This is a genomic window from Planotetraspora silvatica (genome assembly GCF_016863315.1).
GTDB classification, from domain to species: domain Bacteria; phylum Actinomycetota; class Actinomycetes; order Streptosporangiales; family Streptosporangiaceae; genus Planotetraspora; species Planotetraspora silvatica.
In genome coordinates this window covers 24,091-37,221 of record NZ_BOOQ01000057.1, presented here as the reverse complement: position 1 = coordinate 37,221, position 13,131 = coordinate 24,091, and the positions used below count along the sequence as shown (strand labels likewise).

The 13,131-nt window shown below is 69.9% G+C and carries 14 protein-coding genes; 6 read left to right on the top strand and 8 right to left on the bottom strand.

Translation table 11 applies throughout. The features are described 5' to 3' along the window. Nucleotides 1–11: 11 nt before the first annotated feature. From Psi02_RS36065 to Psi02_RS36050, 4 genes are all read left to right on the top strand, one after another. Nucleotides 12–446 (top strand): helix-turn-helix domain-containing protein, encoded by a 435-nt coding sequence (locus Psi02_RS36065; RefSeq protein ID WP_203887051.1) that lies wholly within the window; start codon nucleotides 12–14, stop codon nucleotides 444–446. A 3-nt stretch (nucleotides 447–449) separates the two neighbouring features. Then, nucleotides 450–923, top strand: a complete 474-nt coding sequence (locus Psi02_RS36060) for a hypothetical protein (RefSeq protein ID WP_203980352.1) — start codon at nucleotides 450–452, stop codon at nucleotides 921–923. 162 nt (nucleotides 924–1,085) lie between these two features. Continuing rightward, complete coding sequence (locus Psi02_RS36055; RefSeq protein ID WP_203980351.1) at nucleotides 1,086–1,418, top strand: DUF2516 family protein; 333 nt, start codon at nucleotides 1,086–1,088, stop codon at nucleotides 1,416–1,418. Between the two features lie 37 nt (nucleotides 1,419–1,455). Next, entirely contained in the window at nucleotides 1,456–2,190 is a 735-nt protein-coding gene (locus Psi02_RS36050; protein ID WP_203980350.1) for an alanyl-tRNA editing protein, read from the top strand. Between the two features lie 13 nt (nucleotides 2,191–2,203). Here the strand turns inward: Psi02_RS36050 and Psi02_RS36045 are convergent, their stop codons facing one another. Together Psi02_RS36045 and Psi02_RS36040 are read right to left on the bottom strand one after the other, a co-directional pair. Then, entirely contained in the window at nucleotides 2,204–3,175 is a 972-nt protein-coding gene (locus Psi02_RS36045; RefSeq protein WP_203980349.1) for a magnesium transporter CorA family protein, read from the bottom strand. Between the two features lie 59 nt (nucleotides 3,176–3,234). Next, the gene (locus Psi02_RS36040; RefSeq protein ID WP_203980348.1) at nucleotides 3,235–4,182 is read right to left on the bottom strand and encodes an asparaginase; all 948 of its coding nucleotides are present in this window, start codon (nucleotides 4,180–4,182) and stop codon (nucleotides 3,235–3,237) included. 45 nt (nucleotides 4,183–4,227) lie between these two features. Here Psi02_RS36040 and dtd point away from each other — a divergent pair, with 45 nt between their 5' ends. After that, complete coding sequence (gene dtd, locus Psi02_RS36035; protein ID WP_203980347.1) at nucleotides 4,228–4,662, top strand: D-aminoacyl-tRNA deacylase; 435 nt, start codon at nucleotides 4,228–4,230, stop codon at nucleotides 4,660–4,662. On the opposite strand, the gene ygfZ is transcribed toward dtd, so the two are convergent. From ygfZ to Psi02_RS36020, 3 genes are all read right to left on the bottom strand, one after another. Continuing rightward, nucleotides 4,659–5,702: a CAF17-like 4Fe-4S cluster assembly/insertion protein YgfZ gene (gene ygfZ / locus Psi02_RS36030; RefSeq protein WP_203980346.1), complete on the bottom strand. Its 1,044-nt coding sequence runs from the start codon at nucleotides 5,700–5,702 to the stop codon at nucleotides 4,659–4,661. The two genes, dtd and ygfZ, sit on opposite strands and share 4 nt — an antisense overlap. Nucleotides 5,703–5,913: 211 nt before the next feature. Continuing rightward, the gene (locus tag Psi02_RS36025; RefSeq protein ID WP_203958455.1) at nucleotides 5,914–6,324 is read right to left on the bottom strand and encodes a Fur family transcriptional regulator; all 411 of its coding nucleotides are present in this window, start codon (nucleotides 6,322–6,324) and stop codon (nucleotides 5,914–5,916) included. Between the two features lie 433 nt (nucleotides 6,325–6,757). Beyond that, the gene (locus Psi02_RS36020) at nucleotides 6,758–7,255 is read right to left on the bottom strand and encodes a heme-binding beta-barrel domain-containing protein (protein WP_203980345.1); all 498 of its coding nucleotides are present in this window, start codon (nucleotides 7,253–7,255) and stop codon (nucleotides 6,758–6,760) included. Between the two features lie 122 nt (nucleotides 7,256–7,377). On the opposite strand from Psi02_RS36020, the gene Psi02_RS36015 reads away from it, so the two are divergent. Beyond that, a complete protein-coding gene (locus Psi02_RS36015; RefSeq protein WP_203980344.1) occupies nucleotides 7,378–7,740 on the top strand; it encodes a DsrE family protein in 363 nt (120 codons plus the stop codon). 34 nt (nucleotides 7,741–7,774) lie between these two features. On the opposite strand, the gene Psi02_RS36010 is transcribed toward Psi02_RS36015, so the two are convergent. From Psi02_RS36010 to Psi02_RS36000, 3 genes are all read right to left on the bottom strand, one after another. Beyond that, nucleotides 7,775–8,488 (bottom strand): type 1 glutamine amidotransferase, encoded by a 714-nt coding sequence (locus Psi02_RS36010; protein WP_203958458.1) that lies wholly within the window; start codon nucleotides 8,486–8,488, stop codon nucleotides 7,775–7,777. Continuing rightward, nucleotides 8,478–9,734, bottom strand: coding sequence for a Mur ligase family protein (locus Psi02_RS36005; protein WP_203980343.1), 1,257 nt, complete (start codon nucleotides 9,732–9,734; stop codon nucleotides 8,478–8,480). Before Psi02_RS36005 ends, Psi02_RS36010 begins: the two co-directional genes overlap by 11 nt. 228 nt (nucleotides 9,735–9,962) lie before the next feature. After that, a complete protein-coding gene (locus Psi02_RS36000; protein WP_203980342.1) occupies nucleotides 9,963–13,058 on the bottom strand; it encodes an ATP-binding protein in 3,096 nt (1,031 codons plus the stop codon). Nucleotides 13,059–13,131 lie beyond the last annotated feature (73 nt).

Sequence of the window (13,131 nt, the reverse complement as noted above, 5' to 3'; positions counted from 1 at the left end):
AGACTTGGGGTATGGAACTGCCCAAAGTCGGCTCGCTCGGTGAGTACATCCGCCAGCAGCGGCAGCAGGCGAAGATCTCTCTCCGTCAGCTCGCCGCCCAGGCAGGGGTGTCGAATCCCTACCTGAGCCAGGTCGAAAGAGGCCTGCGCAAGCCGAGCGCGGAGATCCTGAACCAGATCGCCAAGGGGCTGCACATCTCGGCCCAGGCGCTGTACGTGCAGGCCGGGCTCATCGAGGACCGCGAGCCCCACAGTGACGTGCTCGCGGCGATCCGTGCCGATGTCACACTCACCGGGCGGCAACGCCAGGTGCTCATCGATATCTACGAATCGTTCCACAAGGAGAACCGGGCCGCTGATTCCGACCGGCCGCCGCAATCGGCCGATGATCTCGGGGACGACCCGGTTCCCCCACGTAACGGCATCACGCCGGAGAAGGAAGGATAGTCCATGACCCTCGCGACCGAGGTCAAGAAGATCACCGAGTCCAAGCCCTTCTACGCGCTGACCGGCGCCGGGGACTTCGCCGTGGAGAAGCTCCGCGAGCTGCCCGAGCAGCTGCAGAAGATCCAGTCCCGCCAGGACGACCTGCGTGAGACGGCCAAGGACCTCCCCGTCAAGGCGCGGGAGTACGCCACCACCGTCCAGGGCAGGGCCGAGGCCGTCGCCAAGGACTTCCCCGAGAAGGCCCGGGCGTACGCCGACACCGCCGCCACCAGGTTCGCCGAGCTCTACGAGGAGTTCGCCCTCCGCGGCCGCAAGATCGTGAGCAAGGTGAGCGGCGAGGCCGCCCACGAGCTCGCCGAGGTCTCCGAGTCCGCCGGCACCACCAACGGCACCACCCATGGCGCGACCAACGGCTCCGCCAAGCGGGCCACCACCGGAACCACCAGGAAGTCCGGCGCCAAGCGCTCGCACTCCTGACGACGGCTCCGCGATGCGACGCGTCGCCCGGCCCGTCCCCGCTGACCGGGGGACGGGCCGTTCGCCGTTTCCGGGTGATACGCCTCTCGCGCCCGCGACACGGATCGCCCCCGGCCATTAGTGTGGAGCCGACACCCACCGAATGACCGACTGGGAGAGTTCATGTTCGGGCCTGTGAACGGCGTGCTGGATCTGATCTTCTGGCTGCTCAGCGTCGGGGCCTTGATCCTCTCCGCATGGGCGCTGATCCACGCCATCCGCATCCCCAAGAGCGCCTTCCCCGCCGCGGGCAAGCAGACCAAGCCGCTGTGGCTCGTCATCCTGGGATTCGCGACACTGTTCACCTTCGCCGCCGCGGTGAGATACCTGACTCCGCTGAGCATCTTCACGATCGCGGCGGTCATCGCCGCGGGCATCTACCTGGCCGACGTCAAGCCCGCGGTGAACGGCTACCGCAAGGGCGGCGGCAACCAGGGTCCCTACGGTCCCTGGTAGGTCCCGATAACCGGGAGGTGGCCCTAGGCTGCCAACCATGGGAACCGATGTCCTCGGGCGCACCGAACGCCTCGAACTCGCCGACCAGAGCCTGCGTGACTGGGAGGCGGTCGTTCTCGCCTCCTCGCCTGACGGGATCGTGCTCGACCGCTCGGCGTTCTACCCGGGCGGCGGCGGCCAGCCCGCCGACGAAGGCACCCTCCTCTGGCAGGGGGTGGAGACCCGCATCGCGGGTGTGCGCAAGGGCGACGACCTCTACCTGATCCCCGCCGAGGGTGAGCCGCTTCCCGTTCCCGGCACCGTGGTCACGGCCGCCGTCGCCGACGAGAGGCGTTCGGCGCTGATGCGCACGCATTCCGCGCTCCACGTGCTCTGCGGAGTCGTGTTCCGGGACTTCGGCGCCCTGGTCACCGGCGGCAACATGGAGCCTCTGGTCGCCCGGATGGACTTCAACCTGACGGAGGTGCCGCCCGGCTTCAAGGAGGCCGTCGAGGCGGCCTGCAACACGGAGGTGACGGCCGACCGGCGTATCGACGTCCGGGTGTTGCCGCGCGAGCAGGCCTTCGCCATCCCGGACATCATCCGCACCGCGACGAACCTGGTGCCCGAGTCCGTCCAGGAGGTCAGGATCGTGGACATCGTCGGTCTCGACTGCCAGGCCGACGGCGGCACCCACGTGGCCTCCACCCGGCAGATCGGCAGGATCCGGGTCGCCAAGATCGAGAACAAGGGCAAGGGCTTCCGGCGGCTCAGGATCGCCGTGGAGGAGTGAGGTCCCCCGTCGATCAGAGCCAGTCGCGCTTGCGGAACGACCGGTACAACACCGCCGACACGAGCACGATGGCGACGCTGGACGTCCAGAACCCCCAGGAGTGTTCGAACCCGGGGAACGGGATGTTCTGCCCGTAGAAGCCGGTGATCAGGGTGGGGACGGCGATGATGGCCGCCCAGCTCGTCACCCGCTTCATGATCAGGTTCATCTTGTTGCTCTGCATCGTGAGGTGCGCCTCACGGATGTTGCTCAGCAGGTCCCGCAGGGACTCGGTCCACTCCGTGGCACGCAACACCTGGTCGTACACGTCCTGGTAGTACGGGGCCATCGCCCCGTCCCCGATCTCGCCGTTCCTGCGGATGAGCGTGTTGACGACCTCGCGCATCGGCATGACGAGGCGGCGCAGGGTCACCAGGCTCTTGCGGATCTCGAACGTCCGCCGCTGGTCGCCCTGGGTGATCGGCCGCTCCCCGAAGACGCTCTCCTCCAGGACCTCGATCTGCTCGTCGATCGCCTCGACGGTTTCGAAGTGGGTGTCCACGACGTAGTCGAGCAGGCCGTGCAGCAGGAAGGCGATGCCGTGCTCGGTGAGGGCCGGCGAGTCGTCCCACCGGCTGACGACCTCGCCGATGTCGAACCGTTCGGAGTTCCGTACGGTCACCAGGGCGTTGGACGTGATGAACGCCGCGGCCTCGGCGACGTCCAGGCGCCCCGAATCGGGGTCGAACGTCACGGCGTAGACGTTGAGGAACTTGTGACTGTCGTAGATGTCCAGCTTCGGGCGCTGCTTGTGCTGCAGGGCGTCTTCGACGGCGAGCTCGTGGATCCCCAGTTCTTCGCTGATCGCCCGCAGGTCCTCCTCGGTCGGCTCGCACATGTCGAACCACACCACCGCGGACGGGTCCTTCACGTGCTCCGACACATCGGCGACGGGGAAGCCCTCAGCCTCGAGCTTCCCGTTCCGATACAGACGCGTGCGTCCCATGTCCAGCAAGCCTAGTCAGTGAGCCTGGCCGTACAAGATGGGGCGTTCGCGGGTCGACGTCATGCGGAGGCCGGCCGGACCCGGATCTCACCCACCGGCTCTCCCCCGCCGGTCACCGGCGCGGTGGCGAGCCGGTCCAGCTCAGGGGCGTCGAGGCCGAGGGCGCGGAGAGCGGCGACGGTGACGGGGACGCGGGCACGCGAACCGCCGTCGTCGACCTTCACGGCGCCGGCGCTTCCGTCCGCGTAGGCGAAGGCGTCGAACGCCTCGGCGCCCGCCTTGACCATGAGACCGGGGATTGCGCGCATCAGCACGGCCTCGGGCCGCGCCGTGCCGCTGGTCCATTCGGGGTGGGCGCGCATCGCGTCGGCGATGCGGCGCTCCGGGCTGCCGGAGTCCGCGAGGGTGAACCGGCGAAATGCCCGCACGACGCCGGCCATGGAGACGAAGAACAGCGGGGCGCCGCACCCGTCGACCCCGGTGGCCGCGACCCGCTCCCCGGTGAGCTCCTCGACCGTGGACCTGATCGCCCGCTGCAGGGGATGCCCCGGGTGCAGGTAGCCGTCGACGGGCCACGCGTTCACCACACAGGTGGCGAGCATGGCCGCGTGTTTGCCCGAGCAGTTCATCAGGATCCGGCTGGGGCCGCCGTGCTCACGGAAGACCTGGTGGAGCGCCTCGGTGTCCAGGGGCAGGTCCTCGGGGCAGCGCAGAGCGGACTCGTCCAGCCCGGCCCCGGCGAGGATCTTCCGTACCCCGTCGACGTGGAACCGTTCCCCGCCGTGGCTGCCGCAGGCCAGCGCGAGCAGTTCGTTCTCCGCGGGCAGGCCGGCCCGGACCATGGCGAGCGCCTGCAGCGGCTTCATCGACGAACGGGGGGATACCAGGCTCGACGTGTCACCGTGGACCATGACGGGCGAACCGTGCGCGTCCACTGCGTACACCCGGACCCGGTGGACGGACTCGACGAAACCGGAGCGGACCACTTCGACGATCAGTTCGGACATAGCGGGCAGTCTACGAAGCGGCCGGACGTGGCAGAATGCGGGGCCATGCGTGCGGTGGTCCAGCGAGTCAGCTCAGCGTCGGTATCGGTTGACGGCAAGGTGGTCGGGGCGATCGACGAGCCCGGCCTCCTCGTCCTGGTGGGCGTCACCCACTCCGACGGTCCCGCCGAGGCCGCCAGGCTGGCCGGCAAGCTGTGGGGGCTGCGCATCCTCCACGGCGAGAAGTCCTGCTCGGACGTCGGCGCCCCCCTGCTCGTGATCAGCCAGTTCACGCTGTACGGCGACGCCCGCAAGGGCCGCCGTCCCACCTGGCAGTCGGCGGCCCCAGGACCTGTCGCCGAGCCGCTGGTGGACGCCGTCATCGCCGAGCTCAGAGCACAGGGGGCACACGTCGAGACCGGCGTGTTCGGGGCCGACATGCAGGTCTCCCTGACCAACGACGGCCCCATCACGCTCGTGCTGGACGTTCCCGGCGTCTAGCGGAGACGGCGCCTGAGGGCCGGGTCGATCGTCACGTTGCGACCGGCGTCCGGCGGCACGATGACCTCCTGCGTCGCCGCGACGCCTCCGGCGAGCAACTCGGCGTCGACGGGCACGGTCCGCTTCACGACGGCGAGGGCGATCGGGCCGAGTTCGTGGTGACGTGCGGACGAGCCGACGAAGCCGATCTGGCCGGGCTCGGCTGCCGCCTCCGTGTCCCCCTCGGCCGGCGGCATGGCGCCGAGCGTCACCGGAGCACCGTGCGGGGGCAACGTGTCCACACTGCCGTCGAGATGCAGGAACACCAGGCGCCTCGGCGGATGGCCCAGGTTGTGGACCCGGGCGACGGTCTCCTGACCGCGGTAGCAGCCCTTGCTCAGGTGGAGCGCCTGGCCGATCCAGCCGACCTCGTGCGGGATCGTCTTGTGGTCGGTCTCGAAGCCCAGCCGCGGCGCGTGCGCCTCGATGCGGAGCGCCTCGTACGCCCAGATCCCGGCGAGTCTCAGGCCCAGCTCGGCCGGGACGTCCGCCAGTGTGGCCCGCGGCACCAGGAAGTCGCCGCCGATGGCGATCGTCCCCTCCGCGGGTTCGACCTCGGGGACGGCCCCGGAGGCGGCGACCGAGACCACGGCGTAGTCGGCGGTGACGTCGGCCACCTCGACCCGCAACATGAATCGCATCTTGTCCAGGAACGCGACGAGCTGGGCCGCGGTCCCCGGCTCCACGTGCGCCCACACCGCGTCGCCGTCGTCCACGAGCGTGAGGTGGTGCTCGACGCGGCCCTGGGCGTCGAGCAGCAGCGTCTGGGTGGGAACGCCCGGTGCGAGGGTGTCGAGCTTCTGCGAGCTCAGGTCGTTCAGCCAGGTCAGCCGATCGGCCCCGGAGACCCGGATGATCTCCCGGTTGCTCCGGTCGACCAGTGCCCGGCCGGCCGCGAGCGCGCGTTGTTCGGCGTAGGGCTCCCCGTAGTGGGCTGCGATCGTCTCGTCCGGCGCCACAGCGGCGACCGCTCCCGGGGTGTCAAGCAATGGGCTCCGCATGCCTCAAGGCTATTCGGTCCGGTACGGACCTCGTCCGCGTGTGCGGGTACGGACCTCGTCCGCGTGTGCGGGTACGGACCTCGTCCGCGTGTGCGGGTACGGCCTCGTCCGCGTGTGCGGGTACGGCCTCGTCCGCGTGTGCGGGTACGGCCTCGTCCGCGCGCGCCGGTACGGACCCCGTCCGCGCGCGGTGACGGCGCGGACCCGTGGATCAGCGGCAGTCTCCGCACCGGCCGAACACGGTGAGGTGGCGGACGTCGGTCGCGAAACCCAGCCGATCGTCGAGCACGTCCACCAGACCGTTGACCAGCTCCGGGGCGACCTCCGTCACCTTGCTGCACGAACGGCAGACGAGATGGACGTGATCCGCCTCCGAGGCGAGGTGATAGGTGGGCGCGCCGTGACCGAGGTGGGTATGGGAGACGAGGCCCAGTTCCTCCAGCAACTCCACGGTGCGATAGACGGTGGAGATGTTCACCCCGCGGGCGGTCTCCTGGACACGCGAGCAGATGTCCTCGGGCGTGGCATGCCCGAGCTGGGTGATCGCTTCCAGCACCAGCTGGCGCTGAGGAGTGATCCGGTAGCCGCGCGAACGCAGCTCCTCATGCCAGGTCTCAGCCATGAACAGAGTCTACGAGGCGCCACAGGCAAGTAGGTCTCGCTGTGATTTCGGCCTCTCCGCTTAATCGCTTGCCGCTGCCTCTGGAGCTCGCATAACGTACAAGCACGCAGAAGGGAGGTGGTCCGAACAATGGTTGATCATTATTGGACTAGCGAGGTGGCTGTCCGCTAGGACGTCGTCCATTCGGACCTTCCGTCTGGATGTCTTTGACGTCCTGGCGAAATCCTCAAACAGACACCGGAACCCCGGGCTGCCGGCGGTCGAGGAGCATCCTCGGCCATGGTCCAGCCGGCCCGCCTCATCGTGAGGCGGAGGCCGCCCGGGGTTCTTTTTCTTTTCTGCGACTTCTCCTGGAACGACCGTCTCCCAGGGTGATCCGGCTCAACGGTCGCCTGGTCGGCCCTCAGTCCTGGGCCCCTGGCCCTCCGGCCGCTCAGTCCTCCGGCTGGAAGTCCGCCACCTTCTTGAGCTCCGCGGAGGCGTGCGACTGCAGGGGCTGACCCATCGCCGCCATGTCATAGGCGTACATCAGGCTGCCGCCCACCAGGCCGTACAGACGGTGACCCGCCGTGTACTCCTTGGCACTGGCCGTACGGGCGACGACGTCGGTCTGCAGCTCGATCTTGTGGAAGACGACCTCCCCCACGTAGATCTCCACGATGCCTGTGGGGTGGGCGAGGCAGACCTCGAGTTGGCGTCCAGGCTGGATCCGCCAGAAACCGGTCTCCGTGGCGAGCGGGCGGACCTTGGCGCCCTCGGCGTCGAGCAGCCAGGAGCGGCTCCGGTAGGTCAGGAACGGCTTGCCGTTGTGCCCGAACTCCACCTCCTGGCCGAAGTTGGCGCTCTCCATGGTGGGGTAGCCGATCACGCCGGCCCCCTCCCAACGGCCCAAGAGGAAGGCGATCGGTTCGAGGTCGGGATGTGCGTCCATGGGATACGAGCTTAGATGCCCGGGCGGGCCGGACAGCAGGCCAACCGGCAGCCGCAGGACTTGTGGCGACTTATCCGGTATGCGGCGACGCGGTCCCATCGGTCTCCGACTAGGCTGCCAGCATGGCACGATCACTGGTGATCAAGGTGACGGCCGGCGCGGACGCGCCGGAGCGATGCAACCAGGCGTTCACCGTCGCGGCGGCGGCCCTGGTCAGCGGCGTCCCGGTGTCGGTCTGGCTCACCGGAGAATCCGCGTGGTTCGCGCTCCCCGGTCGTGCGAAGGAGTTCGTCCTCTCCGAGGCGGCACCGCTCGCGGATCTACTCGATGCCGTCCTCGCGGCCGGACGTGTGACCCTCTGCACCCAGTGCGCCGCACGGCGCGGGATCACCGTCGACGACATCATCGACGGTGTCCGCATCGCGGGAGCCTCCACGTTCGTCGAAGAGGTGCTCGCCGAGGGCGTCCAGGCCCTGGTCTACTAGCCGGCGGAAGCCGTACCGGCGGTATCGCGCTCCATCAGGCCTGGTCACCCAGGACGGCCGAGAGCCGCTCGTCGCGCAGCCGCTGATACCACTCGTCGTTCACCGGCGGCAGCGGCCCGATCGCCCACGAGAGCAGCAGGTCGGCCAGGGCGGGATTGCGCGCCAGCGCCGGGCCGTGCAGGTAGGTACCGATGATCTTTCCTGCGACGCAGCCCTCGGTGCCGTCTCCGTTGCCCGTGCCGACGATCGTCCGCGACAACGGCCGCACGCCCGGGCCCAGCCGGGTGACGCCCATGTGGTTCTCGAAGCCCGTCAGAGTCGGCAGGCGCAACGCGGGATCGACCTCCGCGGCCAACTCTCCGACCGCGCGCCGCTCGCCGCGGCTCGAACTGATGTCGAGCAACTCGAGGCCGGGCACGGGCTGCCCCTCCTCACCGCCGAACACCGAACCCATGATCTGGTAACCCGCGCAGACCGCCAGCATGGCGGCGCCGCGGGCGATCGCCGACTGCAGCCCGCCGTCCTTGCGCAGCCGCTCGGCCCCGAGGATCTGCGGCCGGTCCTCACCGCCGCCGATGAGGTAGATGTCGCCCTGCTGCGGCACCGGGTCGGACGACCGGACGTGATGGATCCGGGTCGGGACGCCCCGGGCGCGGGCCCGCTGCTCCAGGACCAGCGCGTTGCCCTGGTCGCCGTAGGTGCTGAGTAGGTCCGGATAGATCCAGACGATTGACAATTCAGACTGCACGACCGAACTCCGTCCGGATCTGCTGGAACGCGGTGTAGTTGGCGATCACGTCGATCCTGCCCAGCGGCAGCGCGGCCACCGCCTGGTCGAACGAGTCGCAGAGCTGGAACGGGATGCCGGCGACGTCGAGCCGCAACGCCAGGTCGAGACGCCGCTCACCGGTCACGTAGACGGGCCGCCCCCGGAGGATGCGGTAGTCGACGTCCCAGAGCCACGAGGTGTCCCGGCCGTCCGGCCCCTGGGCGTTGACCGACAGGATGATCGGAAGCCTGGGGTCGGAGACCTCGAAGGCCTCCAGCCAGCCCGCCGGGTTCTTGGCCAGCAGGAGTCGCAGGGCACGTCCGTCGCGCTCCACCGTCGTGTAGCGGCCCGCCACCGACGTGACCGTCCGCAGCCTCGGCAGTGCTCTGGCCGGGTCGAGCCCGAACGCGTCCACCGTGGCCAGCGCGATCGCGGCGTTGGACCTGTTGGCCTCGCCGGGAAGCTGCAGATCGAGCCGCCAGCGCCGGCCGTGCGGGTCGATCACGTCCTCACCGTCGAGGACCCAGTCGGGCTCGGGGCGGTGGAAGGTGCACTCACGGCAGGCCCAGTGGACCGAGCCCTGCTGCCCCATCTCCCTGGAACCGCCGCGGTCGAGGGGGCCGCCGCACTCGGGGCAGCACCACGAGTCCTCACGCCAGCGCTGCCCGCCCGACACCCAGGTCACCCGGGCCGCCGTGGACGCGCCCCATGTCACCAGGGGGTCGTCACAGTTGGCGATCACGTGCGCCGGCTTGCCCGCCAGCGCACGGCGCCACTTCTGGGCGAGCAGCCAGATCTCGGCCGCGCGGTCCATCTGGTCGCGGCTGAGGTTCATGAGGGAGACGATCCCGGCGTTGGTCGTGTCGAGCACCTCGGGGAGGTACTTCTCGTCGACCTCGAGCACGGCGAACGGCGCATGCTTCGCCCCCGACAACGCCGACACGTGCCCTGCGGGCATGTTCGCACCGAAGGCGTTGGTGGCCACCTCGCCCAGTTCCATGAGCGCCGAGGCGATCAGACGCGTCGTCGTGGTCTTGCCGTTGGTGGCGCTGACCAGGGCGAGTTTGCGATCTGTGGCGAGCTTGCGGAGCAGATCAGGCTCCAGCATGAGCCCGACCCTGCCGCCGATGACCGACCCGTCGCCGCGTCCGGTGGCCCTGGACAGCGTCGCGGCCGTGCGGCCCAAGGCACTGGCGAGCTGCGCCCGCAACGGAAGCTGACTCATGCCCGAGATCCTATCCGCGCTCCCCACCACCGGCCGCCTCGCGGCTCGGGGCCGTACGGCCCTGCATGATCACGAACCGTGAAGACGCAGGCAGGAGGCGACTTTTGCGAACCTGTGCATGATCACGAGTTGTGAAGGTGCAGGTGAATGTGGGTTTCCCCGAACCTGTGCATGATCACGCCCAAGGTTTGGGCAGGTCGGTGGGGGTGTTGCCGAACCTGTGCATGATCACGCGGGGGGGATGAAGGACAACTCTGGGGGGGTGTCTCCGTCGAAGGGGAGGACGAACCGGCGGGGCCAGGACAGGACCGTCTCCAGCCAGCCGGCACCCATCGTCTGGGCGACATGCTTGACCCGGTCCTTCGGCTCCACGCCGATCGCGACGGTTCCCACGTCCCGCTGGATGCCCTCGTGCTCGTCGTCTCCGAGGATGACCCGCCACGCGAGAGCGCGGTTGCGGTCCACCTCCATCGACAGGGGGTGGTGCCGCAGGGCCTTGGCCCGGTGGCCGAGCAGCTCGGTCCTGACCCCCACCGCGACGGCCCCCTCACCGGCCGCCGCAGAGCCGTTGACCCCCTGGTGCGTGTACGGCCGGCCGACCGGATCGGTGCCGAACAGGGTGTACTCCATGGCCGGGGCGGCGCTGCGCAGATCCGGTGCGGAATGCCCGAACGGGAACAACCGATCCACTTCGTGCAGCCAGCGGACCTGCGGGATGACCCAGGCCGCCCCCGGGCGCTCCCCCGCCTGCATCGGCTGCTCCCGGTCCTCCGGGTCCAGCAGTCCCGCGGCGACCTCGGACGCCTTCTCCGTGAGCAGCGTGGGGTCGAACCAGGTCCGCAGCGACCACGACCTGCGGGCGACGCCGCGCTCGGTGAGGGTGGCGAGCAGGCATTCCCGGCGCTTGACCGGCAGCTCGGCCCAGATGTCGGCGAGGACGCGCGGCACACCGGGCAGGGAGCGGTTCGTCACGAACGAAAGGATCACCGTGTCGGTCCAGATCCGCAGCCACGCCCATTCCGGCGCCACGGCCAGCAGGTCGGCCTCGCGCAGCTCGACCAGCGTGCAGGCCTTGCCCGTACGACACTCGCGGCCGCAGGCGGCCGAGCGGCGGCCGCAGATGGGCGGGACCGGGCTCAGCATGGCGCGCTCGCGGTCCTCCCCCAGCGGCACCTGGATGCGCAGCGGGCGGTCCATCCCGTCGGCGAAGACCGCCGCGTAGCCGGGCTGGAGCGAGACGACCTGGCGGGACTGGTCCTCGCTCAGGTTCATCGCCGCGCCGACGAGCCGCCGGTCGTCCTCGGCGGGCAGACGGTGGACGACCTTCAGGGCGGTGTTCTTCACGACGTCGGAGACCAGCTTGGTGGGGATCTGCTCGGCCACGATGATGCCCTCGCCGTAGGCCCTGATCTCGGCGAGCATCCCGGCCAGCAGTTCGACCGCGTGGGTCGAGGCCCGCTGCGAGCCGCGGTCCCTGAGCAGGCGGTGGGCCTCCTCGATCACGATGACGTGCCGGAGGCCGGCCGGGCCGTCCTCGTTCCGCGGGTCCTGCCTCGCACGCATCCGCAGGTGCTCGACGATGCGGATGATGAGCGTGCCCATGAGGAACGCCTTGTCCTCGTCGTTGGCCACGTCCTCGATGGCGAGCACCACGTTGCGCTGGAGCAGGCCGCCGATGTCGGCCGGATGGCCACCCTCGAAGAACCTGCCGGCGCTGCCCACCCGCAGGCTGCGCAGCCGGAGGCTGATGAACCCCTCGACGTCGGCCTGCACCTCGTTGCCGTAGCCGATCTCCTGGATGACCTCCAGGGCGTGCTGCTGCAACTGCTCGAGGGTCGGTACGGCCGGCTGCACCGCCGCCCCGGGGATCCCGCCTCCGGTGACGACGTCCCAGCCGTTGGCCTCGTAGACCCGCTGGAGGGCCAGCGACATGATCTGCGGGAACGGCTCCTCGGCGTCGAAGGCCGCCATGAAGAGCGCGCGGACCATGTCGATGTGCGCCTGCACCGGATAGCCCGGCTCGGGAGCGAGCGGGTTCACGCTGAACGGCACGTTGTCCGGCGCGGACGGGTTGATGACGGTCAGCGGCGCGAGGTTCTCGACCCGGCCCGCCATCGCGGCGTACTCCGACTTGGCCGGCTCGATGGCCAGCCACGGGATCCCGGCCTTGGTGAGCTCCTCCAGCAGGTGCCTGACCGTCTGCGACTTGCCCGAGCCGGTGGCGCCGGTGATGAAGGCGTGGCGGTTGAGCGTGGCCAGCGGCACCCGGAACGCGCCCACCGCCCGGTCCTGGCCGTCCACGATGGCCCCGAGGTCGATCAGCTCGGAGGAGCCCTCGATCTCGGCCTCGCTCGTCACGTCGAAGTAGCCCGCGTCGACCACCCGCACACCCGGGACCTCCCGGCGCGGCAGTCCCGCGAGAGCGGCGAGCGCACCCGCCGTGGCGGCGAACGGCGCGCCCGCCCCGTCGGCGGAGTCCTGCAGGTTGACGGCCAGCGCCTCGGCGAAGCCGTATACGGACTCGCCGGCGGCGATGCCGCGCTCGGCCCCGGACAGGGCCGGCACGGACATGGCGCTGCGGAGCCGGTACGGGTGGTGGCTCATCTCGACCGAGCCGACCAGCACGGGGGCGAGTTGCCGCAGTTCGTCGGGGCCCGCGGCGCCCGCGAGCACGCGGACGTTCCACAGACCGGCCTCGCGGAACGCGTCGAGCTCCTGCATCCTGCGCTCGGCGCGCTCGGCGTCGAATCGGGACCTCTCCGAGGCGTCGCCGTACTGGCGCAGGACATTGAGCTGGGTGCGCAGGTGGGCCACCTCGGTGTCGAGGAGGTCGGTCGGCTCGGCGACCACCACCCAGCCGAACGGCCGCGACATCAGCGTGACCAGCGTCGACTCGAACAGCGTCGGCCGCTTGTGCTCGTCGGGCTCGGGCTCGCGCCTGCCGTACAGCGGAGGCGCCTGCCTGCCGGGGCAGGGCGTCCAGACCAGGTCGGCCAGGTCGGCGATCCACTCCTCGCCGATCTCGATCCCGCGGGCACCGCCGGGGAAGAGCAGCGGCTGAGGACCCGTGACGGGCGCCTCGTCGCTCGCGACCGCGCGCTTGGGCGGCCGCGGCGGCGTGAGCGGCCCCGCGTTGGTGATGAGCTCGAGCGGCGCCCCCGAACCACGCGACAACCAGCCGATGACGAACGGGCGGTTGCGCTGTGCGGCGGACAGAACGGCCGGGAGAACGGTGACGAAGTCCCATTCCGCAGACGAACTCCGCGACGGGGCGGCGATCGCCTGGATCCGGTACCACGGCCCGCTCAGGGGGAACGGATGCATGAGACCCCTCACTTGACGACGAACAGGGGAGAGACTCCTTCAACGATCAAGTGCTCACATCCCTGTTGACGAT

Coding starts and splice junctions, on each gene's coding strand:
- Psi02_RS36065 (WP_203887051.1), top strand. CDS start 12: ATGGAACTGCCCAAAGTCGGCTCGCTCGGTGAGTACATCCGCCAGCAG.
- Psi02_RS36060 (WP_203980352.1), top strand. CDS start 450: ATGACCCTCGCGACCGAGGTCAAGAAGATCACCGAGTCCAAGCCCTTC.
- Psi02_RS36055 (WP_203980351.1), top strand. CDS start 1,086: ATGTTCGGGCCTGTGAACGGCGTGCTGGATCTGATCTTCTGGCTGCTC.
- Psi02_RS36050 (WP_203980350.1), top strand. CDS start 1,456: ATGGGAACCGATGTCCTCGGGCGCACCGAACGCCTCGAACTCGCCGAC.
- Psi02_RS36045 (WP_203980349.1), bottom strand. CDS start 3,175: ATGGGACGCACGCGTCTGTATCGGAACGGGAAGCTCGAGGCTGAGGGC.
- Psi02_RS36040 (WP_203980348.1), bottom strand. CDS start 4,182: ATGTCCGAACTGATCGTCGAAGTGGTCCGCTCCGGTTTCGTCGAGTCC.
- dtd (WP_203980347.1), top strand. CDS start 4,228: ATGCGTGCGGTGGTCCAGCGAGTCAGCTCAGCGTCGGTATCGGTTGAC.
- ygfZ (WP_203980346.1), bottom strand. CDS start 5,702: ATGCGGAGCCCATTGCTTGACACCCCGGGAGCGGTCGCCGCTGTGGCG.
- Psi02_RS36025 (WP_203958455.1), bottom strand. CDS start 6,324: ATGGCTGAGACCTGGCATGAGGAGCTGCGTTCGCGCGGCTACCGGATC.
- Psi02_RS36020 (WP_203980345.1), bottom strand. CDS start 7,255: ATGGACGCACATCCCGACCTCGAACCGATCGCCTTCCTCTTGGGCCGT.
- Psi02_RS36015 (WP_203980344.1), top strand. CDS start 7,378: ATGGCACGATCACTGGTGATCAAGGTGACGGCCGGCGCGGACGCGCCG.
- Psi02_RS36005 (WP_203980343.1), bottom strand. CDS start 9,734: ATGAGTCAGCTTCCGTTGCGGGCGCAGCTCGCCAGTGCCTTGGGCCGC.
- Psi02_RS36000 (WP_203980342.1), bottom strand. CDS start 13,058: ATGCATCCGTTCCCCCTGAGCGGGCCGTGGTACCGGATCCAGGCGATC.